Origin of the sequence: Mycolicibacterium chlorophenolicum (assembly GCF_001044235.1) — a bacterium.
In the GTDB taxonomy this organism is placed as follows: Bacteria; Actinomycetota; Actinomycetes; order Mycobacteriales; family Mycobacteriaceae; genus Mycobacterium; species Mycobacterium chlorophenolicum.
Genome location: NZ_JYNL01000002.1, coordinates 1 through 22,524, shown reverse-complemented (window position 1 = coordinate 22,524; position 22,524 = coordinate 1). Strand labels below are relative to the sequence as shown.

The 22,524-nt window shown below is 61.6% G+C and carries 17 protein-coding genes; 12 read left to right on the top strand and 5 right to left on the bottom strand.

Annotated elements, in window-relative coordinates; translation table 11 throughout:
* Window positions 1–165: 165 nt before the first annotated feature.
* Both MCHLDSM_RS01060 and MCHLDSM_RS34810 read left to right on the top strand, forming a co-directional pair.
* On the top strand, window positions 166–585 hold the full coding sequence (locus MCHLDSM_RS01060; protein ID WP_048468476.1) for a PPOX class F420-dependent oxidoreductase: 420 nt from the start codon (window positions 166–168) through the stop codon (window positions 583–585).
* Window positions 585–1,460, top strand: coding sequence for a sugar phosphate isomerase/epimerase family protein (locus tag MCHLDSM_RS34810; RefSeq protein ID WP_053082794.1), 876 nt, complete (start codon window positions 585–587; stop codon window positions 1,458–1,460). Before MCHLDSM_RS01060 ends, MCHLDSM_RS34810 begins: the two co-directional genes overlap by 1 nt.
* A gap of 59 nt (window positions 1,461–1,519) precedes the next feature.
* Here MCHLDSM_RS34810 and MCHLDSM_RS01050 read toward each other — a convergent pair whose 3' ends face one another.
* Window positions 1,520–2,845, bottom strand: coding sequence for an MFS transporter (locus MCHLDSM_RS01050; RefSeq protein WP_048468475.1), 1,326 nt, complete (start codon window positions 2,843–2,845; stop codon window positions 1,520–1,522).
* Window positions 2,846–3,443: 598 nt separating this feature from the next.
* Here MCHLDSM_RS01050 and MCHLDSM_RS01045 point away from each other — a divergent pair.
* Complete coding sequence (locus MCHLDSM_RS01045; RefSeq protein ID WP_048468474.1) at window positions 3,444–3,992, top strand: YceI family protein; 549 nt, start codon at window positions 3,444–3,446, stop codon at window positions 3,990–3,992.
* Window positions 3,993–4,311: 319 nt separating this feature from the next.
* A complete protein-coding gene (locus MCHLDSM_RS01040; RefSeq protein WP_234713807.1) occupies window positions 4,312–5,136 on the top strand; it encodes a GAF and ANTAR domain-containing protein in 825 nt (274 codons plus the stop codon).
* 394 nt (window positions 5,137–5,530) lie between these two features.
* Here MCHLDSM_RS01040 and MCHLDSM_RS01035 read toward each other — a convergent pair whose 3' ends face one another.
* A complete protein-coding gene (locus tag MCHLDSM_RS01035; RefSeq protein ID WP_048468473.1) occupies window positions 5,531–6,697 on the bottom strand; it encodes a PucR family transcriptional regulator in 1,167 nt (388 codons plus the stop codon).
* Between the two features lie 648 nt (window positions 6,698–7,345).
* Between MCHLDSM_RS01035 and MCHLDSM_RS01030 the strand changes: the two genes are divergently transcribed.
* The 4 genes from MCHLDSM_RS01030 (at window position 7,346) to MCHLDSM_RS01015 (ending at window position 13,179) form a co-directional block, all read left to right on the top strand.
* Window positions 7,346–8,371, top strand: a complete 1,026-nt coding sequence (locus MCHLDSM_RS01030; protein WP_201780340.1) for an alpha/beta fold hydrolase — start codon at window positions 7,346–7,348, stop codon at window positions 8,369–8,371.
* Window positions 8,372–8,485: 114 nt separating this feature from the next.
* On the top strand, window positions 8,486–9,811 hold the full coding sequence (locus MCHLDSM_RS01025; protein WP_234713806.1) for a M24 family metallopeptidase: 1,326 nt from the start codon (window positions 8,486–8,488) through the stop codon (window positions 9,809–9,811).
* Between the two features lie 53 nt (window positions 9,812–9,864).
* The gene (locus tag MCHLDSM_RS01020; protein ID WP_048468471.1) at window positions 9,865–11,226 is read left to right on the top strand and encodes an aminomethyltransferase family protein; all 1,362 of its coding nucleotides are present in this window, start codon (window positions 9,865–9,867) and stop codon (window positions 11,224–11,226) included.
* A gap of 579 nt (window positions 11,227–11,805) precedes the next feature.
* Window positions 11,806–13,179, top strand: a complete 1,374-nt coding sequence (locus MCHLDSM_RS01015) for an NAD(P)/FAD-dependent oxidoreductase (protein WP_048468470.1) — start codon at window positions 11,806–11,808, stop codon at window positions 13,177–13,179.
* 390 nt (window positions 13,180–13,569) lie between these two features.
* On the opposite strand, the gene MCHLDSM_RS01010 is transcribed toward MCHLDSM_RS01015, so the two are convergent.
* Together MCHLDSM_RS01010 and MCHLDSM_RS40280 are read right to left on the bottom strand one after the other, a co-directional pair.
* On the bottom strand, window positions 13,570–14,478 hold the full coding sequence (locus MCHLDSM_RS01010; RefSeq protein ID WP_048468517.1) for an alpha/beta hydrolase: 909 nt from the start codon (window positions 14,476–14,478) through the stop codon (window positions 13,570–13,572).
* 265 nt (window positions 14,479–14,743) lie between these two features.
* On the bottom strand, window positions 14,744–15,247 hold the full coding sequence (locus MCHLDSM_RS40280) for a Fur family transcriptional regulator (protein WP_082168622.1): 504 nt from the start codon (window positions 15,245–15,247) through the stop codon (window positions 14,744–14,746).
* Window positions 15,248–15,812: 565 nt separating this feature from the next.
* On the opposite strand from MCHLDSM_RS40280, the gene MCHLDSM_RS01005 reads away from it, so the two are divergent.
* The 4 genes from MCHLDSM_RS01005 to MCHLDSM_RS00990 all read left to right on the top strand — a co-directional run bounded on the left by MCHLDSM_RS01005 (window position 15,813) and on the right by MCHLDSM_RS00990 (window position 20,857).
* A complete protein-coding gene (locus tag MCHLDSM_RS01005; protein WP_053082792.1) occupies window positions 15,813–16,649 on the top strand; it encodes a thiamine pyrophosphate-binding protein in 837 nt (278 codons plus the stop codon).
* Window positions 16,642–17,646: a transketolase family protein gene (locus MCHLDSM_RS01000; protein WP_048468469.1), complete on the top strand. Its 1,005-nt coding sequence runs from the start codon at window positions 16,642–16,644 to the stop codon at window positions 17,644–17,646. The genes MCHLDSM_RS01005 and MCHLDSM_RS01000 overlap by 8 nt, the downstream gene beginning before the upstream one ends.
* A 740-nt stretch (window positions 17,647–18,386) precedes the next feature.
* Complete coding sequence (locus tag MCHLDSM_RS00995) at window positions 18,387–18,941, top strand: TetR/AcrR family transcriptional regulator (RefSeq protein WP_234713811.1); 555 nt, start codon at window positions 18,387–18,389, stop codon at window positions 18,939–18,941.
* Window positions 18,942–19,096: 155 nt separating this feature from the next.
* Entirely contained in the window at window positions 19,097–20,857 is a 1,761-nt protein-coding gene (locus tag MCHLDSM_RS00990; RefSeq protein WP_082168635.1) for an FAD-dependent monooxygenase, read from the top strand.
* A gap of 148 nt (window positions 20,858–21,005) precedes the next feature.
* Here the strand turns inward: MCHLDSM_RS00990 and nicT are convergent, their stop codons facing one another.
* Window positions 21,006–22,193: a Nickel transporter NicT gene (gene nicT / locus MCHLDSM_RS00985; protein ID WP_082168621.1), complete on the bottom strand. Its 1,188-nt coding sequence runs from the start codon at window positions 22,191–22,193 to the stop codon at window positions 21,006–21,008.
* Window positions 22,194–22,524 lie beyond the last annotated feature (331 nt).

The window sequence follows — 22,524 nt, the reverse complement described above, 5'->3', positions numbered from 1 at the left end:
CTTGGTTAACACCGGTGCTTGCAAGATGATGAGGAGCTGCTGGCAGCAGTGCGGCATCCTGTGGCTGACGGTGGCGCAAAGGCCTGGCCTTGGCGAGCTGCCTCGGCACAACTGGGTGATTTCGAGCAGGATTCACCACGCCGCCCACCGAACGGAGAATCGCACATGACAGAGCAAGACCGGCTACTTGCGTCATTGAAAGACAGCCACCGCGGAGTGTTGGCCACCATCCGGCGCGACTCCCGCCCACAGGTGTCCAACGTCGTGCACACCTTCGACCCGAAGACCAAGCTGTTCCGCATCTCGACGACGGCAGATCGGGCCAAGACCCGAAACCTCCGACGCGACCCACGCGCCACCTACTATGTGCCCGGTTCCGACTTTTGGAAGTTCGTGGTCGCTGACACCGCGGCCGAACTCACCGCGGTCGCCCAGACACCCGATGACGCCGTGGTCGACGAACTCGTCGAGGTGTATCGCGAAATCGGTGGTGAACATCCAGACTGGGACGAATATCGGGCAGAGATGGTCAAAGAGCAACGATTGGTGCTCCGTTTGCACGTCCTGAGTCTCTACGGCAAGTAGTGACCAACACGGTGCCCGATCGCACCACCAACGCTGCCCGGTTTTCGTTGGCTTCACTGAACTGGATCGAATTTTCCCCCGCCGGGCCCGCCGCCGGCCCCTGGCCACCAGCCGTGGTGGGTTTGGAGGACATCTTCGACGCGGCCCTCTGCGCTCGATTCGAGTTGGTGGGTATCGACCTCGCCTCGGCGCGGTCCTCGTTTCCCGGCCCTAGCTCGCATGCCGATATCGCGACAGCATTGCGAGCCCGTGCACTGGCGTGCTCGGACGTGGGCATCCTGTTTCTCGGAGTGCCCTGGACTGAGGACCACGCCCACCAACTGGCCGCGCTTGCCCATGATCTCAACGCACCAACGTGCCTTGCGACATTCGCCGCACCCGTCAGTGACGAGTCGCTTGGCCAACTGCGCCGCAGCGCAGCACTAATGCACGAGGCGGGGGCGCGGATCGCCCTGGAGTACATGCCCGTCGGCCAGCTGAAGAGTGTCGATGAGGCCGCCATGATCTGCACTGAGATCGGTTGGGAGCGTTGCGGTTTGCTTCTCGACAGCTACCACGTGTGCCGGGCGGGCTCAGTGCCCCAGCAGCTGTCCGGTCTGTCGGCAGAGCAGATATCGTTTGTCCAGTTCGCTGATGGTGATGTGCCGCTCAGGGAGTCTGCGAGTGTCGACGCTCGACGTTACCGCCGTCCGGCAGGCTACGGTGACCTCGCCATATCAGAATTCATCAGTGGGCTTCACGCCCTGGGCTGGGCGGGGACCATAAGCCCAGAGGTGTTGGCCGCGGATTTGCTCACGGCCGCGCCTCGGCTCGGGGCAGCCCTGCTACACGCCAGCGCACGATTAGCTTGGCAGGCCCCTTCGTTACTCGAATGAGGTTGGTAGGGACTGCGAGGATGATGCGCTATTTCATCGTCGTCACTCGACCGGCGCGATCATCGACTGACATGAGATCCCGCATTGCGCGGTAGACGCAGCGTTTCAACGAGGGTGAGGGCAAGTAGCGCGCCGAGTACGAGGTACACGTAGGGATAGGAAACCAGCAGGCTCAGCAGGAGCGCTGCGACGGCGATTCCCAGTCCCGCCGCTAGTTCCTGAACAGATGCATTGATGGTGTTGCCGTGGGTCAGATCATCGCCATCGACACTGGAGAAGGCAATACTGTTGTATGCGGTGAAGCCGACGGATCGAAGTGCTCCACTGGTGTAGAGGATGATCGCCATCACCGCGACCGGAACGCCCGGACGTAGCAGTGCCAGTAGTCCAAAGCACCCGACCGATGCGAGGCCGTTCACCAACAGCACACTGCGGATTCCGAATCTGCGCATCAGCGGTGTAGTCATTGGCTTGATCGTGAGGTTGCCGGCGAAAAGGATGGCGACCATGAGCCCGGAAATGAACGGTGTCCAGCCGAATACGAGCTGGAACTGCAGCGGAAGCAGGAACGGCACGGCCGTGATCACCATCCGGTACAGCGATCCCGCTGTCACGGTGATCCGCAGAGTTTGCACGCGAAGGACCTGCAGTTGGACCAGCGGCGCCGAGGCAGTCAGCAGGTGGCAGATCGCCCAAACCAAGAACACCGCTGCGACAACGCCGCCGATGCCGACGAACAACCAGTTAGTTCCGATCACACGGATGTGCTCGAGCGTGGTCAGCGCCGCCGAGATCCCCAACCCGATCAACAGCATTCCACGCCAGTCCAGCGCCCGCGTTGATGGTCGCGGCTCGCCGTGTACGAGCTTGAGCGCCAGGAGGATTCCGACGATACCGATCGGAATGTTGATCAGAAAGATCCACCGCCACGATGTCACCGTAGCGATCGCCCCGCCCAGTGTCGGTGCGATGACCGGCGCTGCCAGCGCCGGCCAGGTGAGCAGGGCGATCGCTCGAACCAGGTCGGTCTTGTCGGAGCGTCGCAGCACCGCCAGTCGCCCGACGGGCACCATCATCGCGCCGCCGATGCCTTGCACGACACGGGTGCCGATGAGCATGGGCAGCGACACGCTGGCTGCTGATCCCATCGAGGCGATCGTGAACACCGCGATAGCGGTGAGGAACACTCGACGGACGCCGAACCGTTCAGCCAGCCAGCCACTTGCCGGAATCAGCACCGCGACGGTGAGCATGTAGGCAGAAATCGCGACATTGACATCGACCGCTGTGACACCGAACGAGTCGGCGATTCGCGGTATGGCGGGTGTGATGATGGTGGCGTCGAGAATCTCCATGAACAACGCCCCAGCCACCAACAACGCCATCCCTCGCGGAAATGACGGTGAGGATTTGGACGGGAACGGCTCCGACATGTCAACCCACCTCGCGCAATATCGTTCGCCGGGCCACAGCGCGCCCTCTCTTGAACAAGGCAGGCCAGGCATCCGTCAACGCGCCGTTGATCAGCATGAAGGCCGCCAGAATGGTGGGGTCAAATTCGACAGACGTGTCATGCGCAAAAGCAGCTCACCCGAAAACATTGGCTTCCATCTCCCACAAAGGCCAATGCCGATCAACCTTCACGCTCTGGCCGCGGAGAACCCCATCGACGATAGTCAGGCTCCTCTCGATCAAGCGCCGCGTCATCAGCGTGTCTGCCCGTTGGGTCCTGTCGAGACGCCCGCGGGCGACGATACGTGCGTGCGCACGCAAGAGTAAGTTCGGTATGTGTAGGCTGTAAAGCGTTCGTGCTACCAACAACGGCCGCCCCGTCGCAGCTGCAGTATCGCCCGCAACCACCGAAAGCCGCTGTGTTGCTGCGCGAGACTGAACTCCAGTGCGTCAGTCAGTTGCGTCGGCCTGTCGTGTGAGCACGTAGCGTTGGAGCTGTCCCATGGCTGGGTCACATACGGAGGATCGAAGATGCCCACTGCGAAAGCGTCCCCACTCACTGCCGGAACATGGACAATTGATCCGGTCCACTCGTCGATCGAATTCGCGGTCCGACACCTTGTCGTGAGCACTCTGCGAGGAAGATTCGAGACCTTCAGCGGCGCAATAACGTTAGCCGAGGATGGCACCCCATCGGTCACCGCGGAGATCGCCGTCGCCTCTGTCTATACCGGCAACGAGCAGCGCGACGCCCATATTCGATCCGCCGAATTCTTTGATACCGAGCACTTCCCAACCGCCACTTTCACATCTACAGCCGTGAAGGGAGACGGTGCCAACTACTTGCTCACCGGTGATTTCACACTGAAGGGCATCACTCGGCCGGTCACACTGTCGCTGATATTCAACGGTGTGAACCCCGGCGCAGGACAAGGCGAGGTCGCCGGATTCGAATCCTCGGCTGTGTTGAACCGCAAAGACTTCGGAATAGTGACCGATATGCCGTTGCCGACCGGCGGAGCCGTCGTCGGCGAGGAAGTGACACTCAGCCTGGCTATCGAGGCACTGAAGCAAGCCTGACCGCCCCGCTGGTTGCCTGCAGCCTCACGACTCTCATCACGGCCTGCGTGTGTGATGCATCATCCACCGCTACTTCGGCACCGACGGCGAGCCGATCGGAGCGCCAGCACTGTGGCAAACCCGCTAGGGGCGGCGGACTGCTACTGCGCCAAATGGCTGGCGCACGAATACACCGTGACTAGCCACGCCGACCGACTCGTCCCGTCGCTCGACCGTAGTCATAGCCCAACCGGCACTACGGGACCCTGGGCCAACTTGCGCCTGCACCGCGCCTCAAAACCCAACTACGCCTGTCGCAGGCCACTCTCAACGACATTGTATGGTCGCCCTCGGCCGGTGCCGCGGCCTCGAACGACAGCAGACGGTGACGCGTGCCGCTGACGACGGTGGTGCCAACAATTTCCTTACTGCCCGTTACGCCGCCAGATGGGATCGCCACGTGAATGGCTCCAACGACATGAGCGGCGTCCTGTCGGCTGCGATGGCTGACCTCTCCGCCAACTTCGCCACCCCCACCGACCTCTCTTCAGTCCTGGAAGCGGTGACCGCTCACGCGGTCGAGTTCATCGACGAGGTACACCTCGCCGACGTCCTACTCGTCGACGAGGACCAGTACCGGTCGGTGGCCCCGACCGAGGACCTCGCCACCGAACTGGACACACTTCAGCTCGACATAGGAGAAGGTCCCTGTCTGAGCGCCGCAGGCGGCGAGGCGATGATCGTCTCCTCAGATCTGACCGCAGAGCCGCGCTGGCCCCGCTTCGCCGCGGCGGCCCGACAACGGGGCATCTACAGCATCATGTCGTTTCAGCTCTACACCTTTCCCGCTCAGGTACGTGGCGGGACGGGTGGTCGCGGCGCACTGAACCTGTTCAGTCGCAACCCATATCAGTTCACCAACGAAGAACAGGCCGTTGGAGCGATGCTTGCAACCCAGGCCGCAACCGCACTGATCGCGGCCAACCGTCAAAAACAATTCGAATCCGCCCTCGCCAGCCGAGACATCCTGGGACAAGCCAAGGGAATCCTCATGGAACGCTTCAAGATCGACGCCGTACGGGCCTTCAACTTGATGGCTAAATATTCCCAGGAGACCAACACCAAGGTCCGCATCCTCGCCCAACACATCGTCGATAGCGCCTAGCGACGGCAACTGGAGCACCCCGGCCCGCGAGGGGTTCCCAGCTGCCCCCGTCGATCAAATCTGGGTTCCGTCACAGGAATTCAGTCGCGGTGCGCCGACGCACTCTGCACCCGGCGAGGCGCTAGGCGGCCGCCCAGGACCCGACGCCGATACTTGGGGCACGCCACCCAGCGAACGCAGCCCTCCGGGGATGCGAGGAAACCGGCGCCAGGACATGCCGTACACGTTGCGAGACGACACCGACACCGGCCAGGCGCTGTTCACCCAGGGTCGATTCCCCGACGGCCAAGAACCCGCCGGTCCCTCGGGCCGCGCTGATGGCGGTGATCCTGCGACCTGAACGACCCATGCCTGGGGTTGACGGCCCGATCAAAGTCGTGTTCACACGGCCTGGTTAAGCGGTCCAATCGTTGTCGATAACCGCGGTCGGCATCCGCGCTGCAATCTCCAGTGCACACCGGATCCGGGTGGCATCACGGCGGCCAGTACCGAGCAACTCATCGACCTGGCGTAACCGATAGCTGACGGTATTGCGGTGGGTGAACAGCGCCTCGGCAGTGCTCGTCGTGCTCCTGGAGGCGTCGATCCACGCTGCCAGCGTCTTTCGCAGTGCAATGGACTTACTGTCATTGCCACACAGGGGGCCGATGACGGAGTGCACAAAGGCGCGAGCTCGGTCGAGATCGGCGGTCAACAGCGAGACGAGCTCGACGTCGCGGTACTCGATGATCGGTTCGCTGTCCTCGGCGAATCGCGCTACCCGCCTGGCTGCCTGCGCCTGAGTGTGCGACAACCGGAAGCCCTCGAGGCCAGGCGCGGCAGACCCCGCAGCGATCCTCAGGTGCGCCGGCAAGCTGGGGTTGTCCCTCAGGGCGGCCAGCCCGTTGCGTCCGCAACTACCGATCCACACTTCCGCGCCGCCGAGACGGTCCGCGACAACCAGTGGGGCTACCGAGGACCCACAAGCCAGGGCAAGCTCCTTGGCCAGCGTGGCGAAGTCGAACATCCGCGCCGTGTCGTGATCGAGGCCTTCAAGCCACAACACCAGCGCCGTGTGAGGCTGATCAAGCGCGTAGGCGAGACGGCTCATCTCCGTGGCGCTGCCATTGTGCTGGCCGGTGAGAAGCCGCCGTACGACGTCGGCCCGCGCGCCTTCCAGGCTGGAGATCCAGCGCTCGCGTTCGAGCGCATATTGCGTGGTCACGTAGTGGGAAAACCGTGACCAACTAAGAAATAGATCCCGAGTGGCTTCCCGAATCAAGGTGATCCGCTCGTCCTCGGGAACGACGTTCTCGATGGCCAGTATCAGCTCCTGAGCCATGAATTCTTGCCCGGCGTGGATATTGAGGATGATCTCCTCAAGCGCCTTACCACGGTGAGCGTAGAACGCGATCGTCTCGATTGGTTCAGAGGAGCGAAGCAGGCACCCATGGTCTTCGGTGCGAAGCGCCACTAGCGTGTCGAGGGTGCTGGCTTCGTTGGCCCGGTGCAACACCTCGATCTCTTCATCAGAGCGCTCACCGGGCCAATCGGCTAAGGAGTCGAGAATGTATGCGCACATCCGCCGACTCGCTGCGACACCCCACCGAGTCGCCGACTCGCCGATCACCTGAGCAACCGCCTGACGTCGAGCCGCGGAGGTACTTGCCGACACGGTGTGCGGCGTATGGAGCTGTTCGATCCAGTGATGCCTCATCGGCAATCACGCCACTGTGACATAGACCAACAGCGTACGAGGCCAGCGGCGACATTGACCACACACCGCAATGCCATGTGCGCGCCGCCCTAATCGCTGTGCACAGAGCACATCGTTGTCGAGTGCGGCGGCGGCCCCAAGCCGTCATGCACACTCCGGCCCACCTTGTTGGCCGTGACGACCATGGTAGATGTCGCGCACTCGGCCAACACTCGCAGTTGGCCGCGCGAGCGTTCTCGCGGCGATCGTGATCTGTCACCCACAGGAGAACCCCTGAGTGCCAACGTCAACGCGTGACCATTCACGCCCCGCCATGACCGATTCGACAGAGCCAATGCCGGGAGGTATTCGGTCGAGCTATCGCCTTGACAGGGCTGATCCGATATCCACCGATCAACTGATGTACCCGGCCGGTGGCGCCGAAGCCTGGTGCCTCACGCCCACCATCGGTGCGACAGGCCCGGTCATGACGCAACAGCTGGCGCGTCCTCTACGTCTGCAGGAGTGTGGTCGGTGACTGAAGATCTGAAGTGTCTGCCTGATGACGGGACAGGGTGGTCCTACACAGAGCTTCCCGAGCGTGCGCGTCTGGCGCTCGAGCGCTTTGTACCCAGCGATGACGAGGTAGACCGCCGGCTGCTCAGATTCGCCGACGTCCAGCCACGCGAGCCGGACAACGACGGGGACGTCGAGATCTTAGACGGCAGACGATTCACCCACCGATTCGTGCAGGCGCCCGGGGATCACGAACTTATCAAATGGCACTACGTCGAGGCTGGGGAAGGGGAGCCGATCGTTTTCCTGCATGGGATTCCCGATTCGTGGTTCCAGTGGTATCACCAGATGGCAGATCTGTCGTCTGAGTTTCGGTGCATCGCAGTCGATCTCAAAGGCTACGGGCAGTCGAGCAAGGTCCGAGGCGACTACCGGCACAGTGGCGCTGCCGAGCAGCTGGTCGCGCTGTTGGACGAGATCGGCATAGATTCATTCAATCTCGTTACCCACGATCGGGGAACGGTCCAGGGCGACTACATCGCGGCCCGCTACCCGGATCGCGTACTGCGCTACGGTCGAGGCGAGCAGCCGTTGTACCACTTCAACCCGGTCCTCGGGCCTCAAGATGTGCTCTTCGCCGACGCCCCGTGGTCAGGGCTGATGGCCGATCCCAAGCGCTTCGTCATTTGGGTTTACACCTTCGTCGGAAACCTCGCCGTTCCTGATGACGACATGCGACGCATCATCCAGGAATTCTGCTACGCGGACACAAACAAGGCGGTGCCACGGTACTTCTTGTCATCGACATTCCGAAAGGAATGGATCGAGCGCAGGACCACGCTCATGGGGGCATGGCGCTGTCCCATCACCATCATGCAAGGGGCGGACTCCCGGAGCCAACCACGCGAGTTCTACACCGATGCTCGCCAATACATCCCCAACGCAGAACGTGTCGACGTGCGATTCGTCCCAGGCGGCCATTTCTGGACAGTCGAAAGTGCCAAGGAAACCACCGACGTCATCCGGGAGATGATGAGCCTTTGATGGTGTCGCGGCGGCGATTCCAGATCCACGGCCCGTCAACGGATCACACCCGGTGAATTCAACGCGACGATTTACCCGCGTAGCTGCGGGACTATGAGCGAAGGAGAGTCAACGATGACAGCACAAGTCAACGCGGCCGCTGTAGCTTCCCCCGGCGCTTCGATGGGGGTGGATTGGGAGACACGGGTCGACTTCGACCGGCTTCGGACAGAACGCTACCGACGCGTCCAAGACGAGTTGGCCAAGTCCGACTTGGGTGCCTTGATCCTCTTCGACATGAACAACATTCGCTATACAACGGCAACCCACATCGGAAACTGGGCCCGCGACAAGCTGTTCCGCTGCGCGCTCATCATGCGTGGCCGTGATCCGGTGATGTGGGATATCGGCTCGGCCGCCCGGCAGCACAAGATGCATGCTCCCTGGTTCGGTGAGGACACCTGGCGCGCTGGGGTCTCGAGCTGGCGTGGAGCGATCCCTGAAACGGTGGGGATCGAGCGCGGCAACGCCAAGAAGATCGCAGACCTCTTGCGGGACAACGGCCTTGCTGGCGAGCCGATCGGCGTCGACATCGTCGAAATCCCAGTGCTCCGTGCTCTGGAAGCTGAAGGCCTGCACATTGTCAATGGCCAACAATTCATGGTGTGGACGCGCCGGATCAAGACCGTCGACGAGATCGCTCTGCTCGACCATGCCGCCGGCATGGTCGACGCGGCATACGACGAGCTCTATCGCGCCCTGCACGTCGGGATGAAAGAGAACGAAACTGTCGCCCTGGTGAACCGAGTCCTCTACGAACTCGGCTCCGAGGAGGTCGAAGCGGTCAACGCCATCTCCGGTGAGCGCTGCAGCCCGCATCCGCACGTGTTCAGCGACCGCATGATGCGCCCCGGCGACACCGCCTACTTCGACATCATCCACTCGTATATGGGTTATCGCACTTGCTATTACCGCACTCTCAATGTCGGTAGCGCCAACAGCGCCCAGCGCGATGCTTACACCCGTGCCCGCGAGGCGATCGATGCCGCCATCGCCGAGGTCCGACCAGGAGCCAGCAGTGCCGACATCGCCCGGGCCTTTCCCTCCGCGACCGACCTGGGATACGCCAACGAGGAGGAGGCCTTCGGCCTGCAGTACTGCCACGGCATCGGCCTCGGCTTGTGGGAGTACCCATTGATCAGCCGCTACCACTCGCTCGAACACCCGGTGGAGATCGAGGAGAGCATGGTCTTCGCCCTGGAAACATACTGGCACACCGCTGATGGCGCCTCGGCGGCCCGCATCGAAGAAGAGGTCGTCGTCACAGCCGACGGCGCCCGCGTCATCACCCGTTTCCCAGCCGATGAGCTGCTGGTCGCCGGCACCCGCTACTGGAACGGAGTGTCATTCAACACATCGACCGTACCAGCCGACGCCCCATTGGCCTCCACGTCGCAGTGACATGGGGCCGCAACAGCTCTTCGGCGCGCAAATAAAACGAAAGAGGAAGTGACATGACCCATTTCGAGTCCCTTGAGGCGAAGATCAACTCCTCCGGTGGGAACCCAGCTCTCATGCTCCGCCAGGAACCCGCTGGCCCCTACGTCTTTCCCATGCCGGCCGAATATAGCAACTGGCGCGACGAACAGGAGGCATGGACAAAAACAGCTATTCTGTTTGATCAGTCATTCCATATGTTCGATATCTATTTCAAAGGCCCAGATGTCAAACGCCTGTTCTCCGATTTTGGCGTCAACAACTTCTCCAAATTCGGGCGTAACAAAGCTAAGCAGTTCGTCGCAGTAAACCACGAGGGCATGTTCATCGGCGATGCGATTCTGTTCGGAATAGAAGAGGACGAGTACAGCCTCGTGGGGACGCCGATAGCGGGCAATTACATGCAATATCGTGCCGAAACGGGCGATTATCACGTCACCGTAGTTCGCGACAACGCGACGCCCTTCAACCCCAATCCGAGATTGCTTTTCCGATACCAAATTCAGGGACCCAACGCACTCAAAGTAGTAGAGAAAGCAGCCGGCGGCCCGATCGATCGCATCAAATTCTTCAACATTGGCGAGATCGTCATCGCCGGCACGAAAGTGCGCGCCCTGAATCACACGATGAGCGGTGTTCCGGGCCGCGAGATGACAGGCCTGGAAATGACCGGGCCCGCCGACGAAGGACCAAAGGTACTGGCTGCACTCCAAGCCGCTGGCGAAGACTTCGGACTCCGGATGGGAGGACGGCTGTCGTACCCGACCACAGCGGTCGAATCGGGGTGGCTCGCACTGCCCATTCCAGCCATCTACACCGGGGAAGAACTCAAGAACTACCGCGAATGGTTGCCCGCAGCCGGTTTGGAAGCTCACTATTCACTCGGGGGAAGCCTGCACTCGAACAACATCGAAGACTATTATGTAACGCCCTACGATATCGGCTACGGGCGTCTCATAGACTTCAACCACGACTTTCACGGCAAAGACGCACTTCTCAGAATCGCCGACGGGAAGCACAAGAAAAAGGTATGGCTCGTTTGGAACGAAGACGACCTTGTGAACATCGTTCGGAGTAGCTTATGGGGCGGCGCGGACCGCGCCAAGTTCGTCGACATGCCCTCGGCGATCTACTCGGTATCAACCTACGACAGAATCCTGAAAAATAATCGCACGGTCGGCTTCTCAGCGTGGAATGCCTACACCGTCGGTCACGGAGCGTGGGCGTCGATCGGCGTGATTGACGACGACGATGCGATCGATGGCGACGAAGTGACGATCATCTGGGGAGACCAGGAGTCTATCGGCCACAAACTTCTTGTTGAAGCCCATAAGGAGACTTCGATTCGAGCCACGATCAAAGTCAACCCTCTCGTCTGAGAGCCGCGCGCACTCGAAGCGGCGGGCCACAACGACCCACGATCGGTGCCGCGTCGACGGCGAAAGTATCGATAGAAAGCAATATCTCACCGTCACACCCAGGAGGTCCTCCAACCGCCAGGTTCAGAACTGCCGCTGACGGGCCATCCGCAGCGGCGGCCTTCCACCACTGATGCCGGTCGATCGACCGGCTCACCAGCACGGCGCAATTCGTCCGTTGTCTGAAACTAAGCCCATGCCGACGCGGTACAACTACCACAGCAAGTCAGTCCTGATTGGCTTCAAGTCAAGCAGCACCACTGCTGACGATGCGAAAGAGCCTGCAGCGCACGGTCTTACCGCCCAGCGTGGGGAGCCTCGTCGGTCCACACAGGCATCATTTCCGCTGCGCATAGCGTGTTCACCAGCATGCGGCTTGTCTCGCCATCTCCGCTCGTCTGACCTCCACTATCAGCCCGGTACGCCCCCTGCGACGTCGGCGGCTGCCGTGAAGGAGTTCTCGGAGCAATAACGCGCCGACCGGATACTGGAGCCGATACACCGTAGATGATGTGCTCGACCGTGAAAAAGGGCGTCGTAATGGGTTATGGCCGAAAAAGGGTGTTAATTATCGGAGGCGGATTCGGCGGGCTGTTCTGCGCGCGCCGGCTCGGGCGTGCCGACGTCGAGGTCACACTCCTTGATCGCGGCGCCAGCCACGTCTTCCAACCGCTGCTCTACCAGTGCGCCGCCGGAAAGCTGAGCACCGGGCAGATCAGCCGCCCACTGCGCGAAGAACTCGCGCGCCACGCCAACGTCACCACATTGCTCGGCGAAGCAGTCGACCTCGATCCCGACGCGCGCCAGGTCATCGCCCGCCGCCCCGACGAATCCACCTTCACCCTCCGCTACGACGTACTCATCATCGCCGCCGGAATGCGTCAGTCCTACTTGGGCCATGAGGAATTCGCGCACTGGGCGCCAGGGATGAAGACTCTCGATGACGCGCTGAACGTGCGCCGCAGGCTGTTCGGCGCATTCGAGATTGCCGAGACCCTCCCCCCGGGACCAGAGCGCGACGCATGGCTCACCTTCGCAATCGCCGGCGGCGGACCCACCGGTGTTGAGTTGGCCGGGCAGATCCGGGAAATGGCTACCCGAGCCTTAGCCCATGAATTCCACAGCATCGAGCCCGAAGACGCGCGAGTGCTGCTCTTCGACGGTGGAAGCTGCGTTTTGGGCACCTTCGCGCCCGAGCTCACCGACAAAGCAACCAAAGTCCTCCAGAAACTGGGTGTCGAGCTGCATCTGGGGGTCCATGTCACCGACGTGCGACATGACCGCGTGACTGTCACTCCCAAGGCCGGCGGCTCGCCCGAGGACTTCGCGACCAGGACCGTGCTGTGGACGGCCGGCGTGGAAGCAGTGCCCTTCGCGCGGCGGATCGCGAAAGTGCTCGATGCCAACTCCGACCGTGCCGGACGCATCGCGGTCGAACCCGACCTGTCCGTGCCCGGGCATCCAGACATCTTCGTCATCGGTGACCTCGCCGGCCGCGACAACCTTCCCGGTGTGGCCGAGAACGCCATGCAAGGCGGGCTCCATGCGGCCGCCTGCGTTCGCCACGATCTCGCCGGCAAGCCTCGTAGGCCCTATCGATACCGCGACGCCGGCTCTGCGGCCTACATCAGTCGTGGACACGCCCTGCTACAGGTCGGCCCGGTCAAGCTCGCCGGAGTCATCGGCTGGCTGGCCTGGGGATTCATCCACATCGCATTTCTCTCCGGATTGGAAAACCGCATCAGCACGCTGGCCACATGGTTAGGCACCATCGCGCGCGTCCACCGCACCGACCGAACATTCATCCTGGACAACACACCATCAGCCGAGCATTCCTACTCCTGGTTGAAATTCATGCACCCCAACATGCTTCACGCGACCCGTGATGGCGGCCAAGCGAATCCACCGCACTAAATCCCACTGCACGCCGTTGGAATGTAGTTTCGCCGGCGTGCTGCGTTGCGCTTGAGAGTGCATCCGCACTGTGAGTAACACGCCGGTTACTTCATCGAGGCGCCGGGTGCTCCCACAACACTCAATCTGCCGACCGCGCAATGTGAACGGTTCGCTGTCGATATCAGCACCAGAAGCAGCCCCTCAGCGGCTATGGAGAACGATGAAAAGTGATCAGACGAGTTGATCGCTCAGAACATAACAATGTGCCCGCGGCTCTGCGGACGTAGCGAAAGCTGACCAACATCTGGTTGATGCAGCCTGCTGTGCGGGTCGTTGATCTTGAAGTGGCACTGCGGGGCACCCAGGTTCGAGCCGCTGACCAATTTAGTGGAATCGGGGATGGCGTAGCTAAAGATATTTCGCAGCGAACTCGGCACACGCCGCTCCGACCAGCCGCAGGTGATCAGGATTGTCGTACAAAGACATATGAGACGCTCCGTCACCGATCTGGACGAGTTCCTTGCGCGGGCTCGGAATCGTATGGAACGCCGGCACTTCGAACTCCGTCATCGTGATGTCGTCGTACCAAGAAGTCACCATCAAGGTCGGTTGATGGATGATGCGCTTCATATACGGTGTGACGTCATAACTCAGCACGTACTCGCAACTCTGAATCGTCGTCCAGTGTTCATGATTCGGCGCGACGGTTTCCTTAAACCGTTTGAAGACGGGCCACGTTTCTGGCGCCGGAAACGTGGACGGCTTATCGTGCGGATGCGCTGAATGCGCGATCGTGCCGTGCTTTCCGGTCTTGAAACGCTCGAAGCGGTCCTTCTCAATGAGCTCCCAAAGCGCACGCAGGCCCACATTCGAATTGGCACGTAGCGAGTTGTACCAGCCGTCGAGTACGGGCACTATGCTGAAGATCGTCTTGACGCGCGGGTCGAGAGCCGCAACCGGGAACACGTGTCCACCGGCATAACTGATTCCCCACACACCGACGCGGTGCGGATCAACGTCTTCGCGCAAGCTCACATACGTTATGGCGTTAATGATGTCGTAGATCTGCTCCCATGGATTGATGTGCTGGCGCGGCTCGCCCTCGCTCTCTCCGAGATTTCGGTAGTCAAAGGTGAGCACGGCAACGCCTGAGTCCGCGAAGAACTTCGCATAATCCGGTTGTATCAACTCTTTGACGTAACACCAACCGCCAGCCATCACGACCACCGGATATGGGGCCGTGCCCTCCTCTGGCAGATAGAAATGCCCCTTGAGTTTCAAGCCATCGCTGCTGAACGTAACGTTCTCGCGTCTCATAGTTAGGACTCCATGCGGGATGTACAGCCCCTTGACACTGATTGTCTTGCGGGACTTATGACTTAGCACAACAGAGGATGAAGCGACCATACCGTCTGAAACGTTATATCATTACATTACGTGTACGGCAATGTGTACCTCGGCGACGGGCTGTCAGGTCGGTTCTCGACAACTCGCTGTCCCTGTGGGCGGAGCGTCCACGCAACGGAAAGTCGTGGCGCGCTAGGTCACCCGCTCCACTCTCGCCTCGTCTAGGAGCGCGCGTTCATGTTTGAGTTCCTACACAATTCGCGCAGGTTCCTTCTACCTCGACGACACGACGCATGACGCGATAACGCAGTGCTGCCGCGTCTTGCGCGAGTAGCGCCTCAATCCTGGGATCCGAAAACTCGGTCGACCCACCACAGTCGCAGCAGATGAAGAAGACCAGCCTGCTTGGGCGGTCCGGATGAACCCGGGGAACGTAGGCATTTCGACTTTCGATTCGCGTAGCCAACCCCTGCGCCATCAGGAACTCGAGGGCCCGATATACGGTAGGCGGTCCAACCGGGCGAGAATCCCTGCTCCTCAGCGCTTCGATCAACTCGTAGGCGCCCATTGGCCGAGCGGCTTCCCAAAGCAGCTCCAGAACGGTGCGCCGAACCGGCGTGAGGCGCACACCGCGGGCATCGCAGAGGGATATGGCTAGTGCCACCCGCTCGCCTAACGTATGCTTTGCGCCGCAATCAGGATCGGTGCATGGTCGAGCTTCGACTGACTGGCGCGTCATGCCTCATCGCTCCTTGTACGCCACGTATGTGATGTTATAACGTCATGGCACCAACTCGCAGCCGGTGACGCCATGCGACTACCATCCTTGCCAACAAGTTCCGGGTGTGGGGGCGTTGCGCTACGACGAGCGCCGTGGGGTCGACCCGGGAACGTGCAGAGTGAATAGTTCGTTGTCGCCTCTGCACAGTCCAAGTGCCGTTGATGCAGTCGGCTGCGATGAAGCACAGACCCAGAACAGATTCTTGATCGATCAGAACATGGTGTTGTGCAGATGGCTCTGCGAACGTAGCGAGTAGATGACTACCGTCGGGGTGCAGGAGCACGCTGTCGAGCCGCTGATTTCCAGGCGGCACCAGGACTCTCGGTGAAGGGCACACCGTATTGGAAGCAATGGCAGCGGCGATCAGTATTGCCCGCTGGAGCGATTGCCCGCTGGAGCGTCGAGGCGGGCGCGCCGGGTGTGCCGCCATAACCGGAAAGAGCTAACAATCCTTTTCGGTGCGTCCCGCTATCAACGGCGACAAGTCCGCAGAAAGCTCTCAACACCCAAGGACACACTGACAATGCCCGTAGGAACATCGCAGGCAGTACCCGCACCTGTTGTCGCCTCGCCTGAGGCCTTAGCCACCGAGATCCGGTTGCGCGCAGTGCAGATGATCGCACCGCAAGGATTTGGCTATCTCGGACAGGCCTTATCGAGCGCCGAACAGGTCGCCGGCCTGTTCGCCACTCTACGTCTGGGAACCGATCGGCTGGTCTGCTCGCCAGGGCACTACATCATCGGCCCCTTCGCTGCTGCCGTCGCGCTCGGATTGTTGGGCACCGACGCGATTACCCAGTACGGCAAGAATGAGTCACCGATCGAGGCGATCGGTACCGAACGCTCGCCGGTGGTCGACTACACCTGCGGGTCGCTGGGCCAAGGCCTGTCTGCAGCAGTCGGTTTCGCGCTGTCTGATCAGCTGCGCAACCACGACGCGTTCACCTACGCGATGATCAGCGACGGCGAACTCGAAGAAGGACAGATATGGGAAGCCGCCCTCTTCGCCGCACACCACCGACTCGGATCGTTGATCGTCACCCTGGATGCGAACAACTCCCAAGTCGACGGTCCCGTCGACTCGATCACCACCCTCGAGCCGATCGCAGCCAAGTGGCAGGCATTCGGATGGCACGCCATTGACCTTGACGGTCATGACGTCCACGCGATTATGACCGCGTTAGCGGAGGCCAAAACCGACACCGCGCGCCCCTCGATCCTGATTTGTCGGACGTCAACCCTGCACGGGCTCACATGCCTACCCGAAAGCGCCGACGGTCACTTCATCAAACTGCCGCCCGCATTAGCCGACACAGCAGTCGTCGAACTCGAATCCCGCCTGAAGGAACAGCGTGCGTAAACCGCCATATCCGGTACAAACCAAACCGTACGGGACAGCCCTAGTGGCGCTGGCCAGCCAGCGCGAGGAGATCCTCTGTCTCAGTGGCGATCTCACGAAGCAATGCGAGATCGACCTATTCCAAGACACGTATCCCGACCGCTTCATCCACGCCGGCATGGCTGAGGCCAACATGATGGGCATGGCAGCCGCCTTAGCGCGGTGCGGGCACATCCCATTCGTCCACACCTTCGGCGTCTTCGCCACCCGCCGTCCATACGACCAGATCGCAAATGCCATCGCCTACCCGAACCTGCCGGTGCGGATCATCGGATTCATGCCCGGGGTTTCGACACCCGGCGGCCCGAGCCATCAAGCCACTGACGATGTGGCATTGATGCGGGCGCTACCAAACCTGACCGTCATCGACGTCGCCGACGCAGTAGAGGTCGGCCAGATCCCGGCAGCCATCGTCGACGTGCCCGGACCGGTGTACGTCCGACTCAAACGAGGCGACATCCCGGTCATCTTCAACGACGATCACCAACTGTCTCTGACCCACGCCAACATCGTGACCGACGGTGACGACGTGGCACTATTCGCAAGCGGCATGATGCTGGCCGCCGCCCTCGCAGCGGCAACAACGCTGGCGGCCGCCGGGATAGGCGTGTCCGTCGTTAACGTACCGGTCATCAAGCCCCTCGATGCCGCCACGGTCCTGGATGCAGCGCAACATGCACGCGTCGTGATCACCGCGGAGAATCACACCGTGATCGGGGGACTAGGATCCGCAGTGGCCGAGGTGCTGGCCGAAGCGGGACTAGGCCGCCCGCTCAAGCGGATTGGCTTGGCAGACACCTTCGCCGAGGGATCGCTATCGGCGCCCTTCCTGTTTGAGAAATACGGGCTGTCCACCCAAGCCTTGGTGAACGCCACATGGGCATTCCTCGGACGGTCAGGCCACCCACCATCGGCTGCCGCCATCGAGACCAATACGGATCAATATGCGCCGGTCTGATCTCCGATCGCGTAAATGGTGAATCCGCTGGGCGCCATGGCTTCTGCGAGCATCCTGAGACTGCGTAAAGATGTTCCGAGATAGCAGCCAGTCGGTCTGCGGTGGCACTCCTGCAGCTTGATCTACCTCCCTCCACTCGTGCGTGATGATTACACGTTGGCGCGGAAATGATCGATGTTCGCGCTGGACTCTCAATACAGTTGGTGCACAACAGATCTCGACGATACAATTTAGCTACGATCACGCTGGCATACGCGTCAACACCCGCGGCCCGGCCTCATTGCGAGCCGAAACACCGCAGCCAAGGCACTGGAATAGTGTAGCTACCCCCCTCGCCGAGGGGTCTTTCTCCTGGCTGGCCTCGACGCACCCCGCGCGCGGTACCGTCCACCTAATCTCCGGTGTGTCGAAAGGTCGTGGCACGCCAACCCCGGGCACACGATCCACTGCGACGGCTGCGTGCGATAGCCGCCACGCAGCTGGACGCTTCCGAGCGGCTCGTCAGGAATTCATCGGATTGCTGCGGCGAGGCAAGGGCGCAGGGTCTGGTGCGGACGCGTGTCGCACACTAGTACGCCGGGCGGTCTCGGGCTAGATTCAACGAAACCGACCCGTATCGCCAAAAGGAGCACGAGATACCATCCGAAATTGACCGCCCCCGAATGCCGGCCACGGCTCAACGGTCCGCCAGCAGGCGTCGGCGTTTTGATCCCAGCCTTGATGGCGCGATCTTGGATGCGGTGCTGGCTGAGCTGGGTGCGCAGGGTTACGAGCGGATGACAATGGATGACATCGCCTCGCGCGCAAAAGTAGGCAAGGCCGCGATCTATCGTCGGTGGTCGTCCAAGCCTGCGGTCGTAGCCGAGGCTATTGCGCACTGGAGAACCCGCCACGGTCCCGTCGAGCCGCCCGACACCGGCAGCCTGCGCGGGGATATCGCCGCACTGGTGACGGACGTACCGGACTACAGCGCATCGGATTTGAGCACTATCACAGTGGTCGTCGGGGTAGCGACAGCGGCCGTGCACGACGTGGTTCTTGCCGCGGCCCTCGACGACCTCGTGTTGTCTGTGCCGCGGCGCATCATCGGCGTGGTGCTCGATCGCGCTGTCGCCCGGGGCGAAGTTCCTGCTGGCCGCAACCTGTCGCTGATAGCTGACGCCGCGGTGGGCCTGAATCTTCTGCGGGTGATCACAGGACGACCAGTTGACCGCCTATTCGCCCGCCGAATCCTTGAAGAATTCCTTCTGCCCACAGCGACGGCCGGGGCGATCGACACTACCTCGGCTGGTTGAGGCCCTCCACTGTGCTCTTCCGCCTTTGGTCAACGTCTGCTCCACTCCGTTAAGCGGAACTATCCAGTTCCGTCTACTAGAGTGTGGTTCCTGGTGGCAGCAGAAATCGTCCGCTCGCCGCCCGGGTCCGAGGCATGAACGAAAGGACCGGTGTGATGGTTGAGCGACAGGCCACCGCAAACGTCATCGACGTTCCCGTGTTGATTGTCGGTGCGGGAGCCGCCGGGCTGACGGCCTCGGCGCTTCTGGCCCGGCATGGGATCAGCTCCCTGCTGGTGGAAAAACGCCGCGAGTTATTCATCTACCCGAAGGCACGCAACCTGAGTTTCCGAACTTTGGAGATTCTGCGTGGATTGGGCTTAGGCAATCAAATCCACGCTGTGGCTGACCGGGTTTCGGACAGCGTCGTCAAACCCGCACTCAACAGCAGCGAGGAACGACTCGGCGTGGATATCGATGCCGTTTTCTCCGGATTCGACACACTCAGCCCCGAGCCGCCAGTGCAGTACTGCCCGCAATCCAAACTTGAGCCGATCCTGGTGGGCTTCACCCGCGACCACGGCAGCGACGTGCGATACGGCACAGAGCTGGTCACCTTCACCCAAGACGAGTCCGCTGTCACCGCCGAAGTGCGAACCCTGGATTCCGATCGGTCCCAGGTCGTGCGTGCCCGGTATCTGCTGGCCGCCGACGGTGTGCATGGCCAGACCCGCCAGACACTGGGGGTATCAGCATCCGGGTACGGGGCCCTACCGATCTACGTGGTATTCATCTACTTCCGCGCGCCCTGGCGCCACTTCGTGCCCCACCTCGCCGAAGGCGACGCCATCCAGGTCAAGAACGATCTCGTCGACGGCATCTTCATCGGCGTGCAGGGCGATCTTTCCCTCTTCGTCACCACCTATTTTCCCAGTCGAGGCGAGACAGTTGCGCAGTTCACGCATGACCGCTGCCGCGGGTTGATCGTGGCCGCAGTCGGTGAGCACATCGAAGTGGACATCGTCGACGTCGCGCCGTGGCAGCCCTACGAGCAGGTGGCCGACCAATTCCAAACTCAGCGAGTGTTTCTCGTCGGCGACGCCGCGCACACGATGCCACCGTTTAAGGCCGGCGGGGCCAACGCGGCCATTCAGAGCGCGCACAACCTCGCTTGGAAAATCGCTGCTGTGCTCCACAAGGTGGCCGGTCCTGAACTGCTCGGCACCTATCACGACGAGCGTCACCCAGTGGGAGTGTTCAGCGCGCGCCAATCATTGACCGGGCCGCCGCTGGCGATGCTGCATCTAGACGAGAAAACGCCGGCGCTACGGGACGAGCAAGAGGCACCCATGTTTGCGGTGATCGCCGGGTACCGCTACCAGTCGGCCGCGGTGGTGACCACCAACCGCTCCCCGGCCGGCTCGGAAGCCGCACTCGTCGTCGACGAGCTCCGCGGCCAACCTGGAACTCGGGTACCGCATGCCTGGGTGCACCATCAGGGCCGGCGCGTCTCGACGCTGGACCTGATCGGATCCCAATTCACGTTATTCGCAACGGATCACGGGTCCGCGTGGATCTCGGCCGCGCGATCAACGGCCCGCGCACTGGGCATACCGATCAACGTCTACCGCGTCGGCTCCCGAGGCGATGTAATCGATTCCGAGGACCAGTGGGCTACCAGCACCCAAATCGAGTCCGACGGTGCGCTGTTGGTCCGTCCCGATGATTTCGTGGCCTGGCGAACCGACGCACTGCCTGCATACGCCGGCGAGCAACTACGCGCTGCTCTCACCGCCATCCTGGCCCGGCCCCTAACCGGATCGAGAGCCGGCACCGCGCCGGTGGCCACGCTCTGGGCCAGCCACGGTTCTGTGGAGCGATCCGGAACGAACGTCGCGCCGCGATCGCACCCGTATGAAGACAAGAAGGAGCAATAACGCCGCGGCCTGACGGCAGAAGGGACGACACTGGCCACGAAAAGTGTTGTCTGGCACCGGCTTTGAAGGAAGAAGGGGGCGCCTCACGGTGGTGGGTGAGAAGTGTTCGATCCGGGTTGCAGGTGGAGAGTAGCCGCCGTTTCGGGGGTCAATTGGCGAGGTTTGTGGACCAGCGTTGTTCGATGCGGCCGAATCGCCAAACGGTGAGGGCGATGAACCAGGAGATGACGAACAGGGCGACGATGATGTAGCCGACATAGTCGAGGTTGATGTTCGCGATCGCCGCCAACGGCCCGGATTCGATGTGCAGTCGGTCGGCGAGGACGCCGACCAGTTCAATGGTGCCGATGATGAGCGCGACGGCGACCGACAACGTCGTGATCGTCATGTTGTAGAAGATTTTGCGAACGGGCTTGGCGAAGGCCCAGCCGTAGGCATAGTTCATGAACACGCCGTCGCTGGTGTCCATCAGGCACATTCCGGCGGCGAACAAGACCGGCAGGACCAGGATGGCGTAGAACGGCAGATTGAAGGCCGCCGCGCCGCCGGCCAGAACGAGGAGCCCGACCTCGGTGGCGGTGTCGAACCCGAGTCCGAAGAGCACGCCGATCGGGTAGATGTGCCACGGTTTGGTGACCGACTTGGTCAGCCCGCCGAGGAAGCGGTTCATGAATCCGCGTGAGTTCAAGTGTTTTTCGAGAGCATCTTCGTCATAGCGGCCTTGTCGCAGCTCGCGGAACACCTTGATGATGCCGAGGAGGGCGACGAGATTCAGGATGCCGATGATCCACAGAAACACCCCGGAGACCGAGGGGCCGATCATGCCGGTGATGGTGTGCAGCGGGGACTGGTCGTCTTCGACGGGGCCGACGAGGGCGCGCACACCCACGGCCAGCAGAAACGCCAGCCCAAACACGATGGTGGAGTGCCCCAGCGAGAACCAGAATCCGACGGATAGGGGCTTGCGGTCGATGTGGTTTTCCAGGTTGTCGGCGATCAGCTTGCGGGTGGTGTTGTCGACCGCGGCGATGTGATCGGCATCGAAGGCATGGCGAAGCCCGAAGGTGTAGGCCAAGATTCCCACGCCGATGGTGAAGACGGGGTGATCACCGCCTAGGTGGTAGTTGTGGGGGGCAACGAAGGCGAAAAGCATGCCAAATCCGACCAAGTGCAGAAGGATGATGAACCCGAACATGCCGGCCAGTGATCGCTTGTCCGCCTGCGAGACACTCCGGCGGAATTGGGCGAAGCTTCGAATGGTGTCCTTGTTGGTGGACTCCGATGTGGTCACGGCATTGTCTCCTCGATGTTCCGCACGGCATGCCACCACAGCCATGGCGGCTTGCCGGCTGTCAACGGATTGCTGACCTATCCACCTGTCTAGATGAACAAGTGGACAGATGACAGGTTCGTAGCTGCCGCGGGCGTCGCAATGTGCCGATTACGGCATCCCGTGGAAGCGGCGAAACATCGCCTACTCAGCGAGTTGCCCAGATCTCAGCACGCTACTGGTCGTGTCGTTAACAGCTCGGTAACCGGCCACGTGGCTGTGTCAACCCGATCTGGGACCACGATGACGGCCTGACTGGGACCCACCTGGCACCGGCTAATCACGCCCTTGGTCTCGGTGGTCACTGCCGAGTGGCGAGGGCTATAGGTATCTGCAG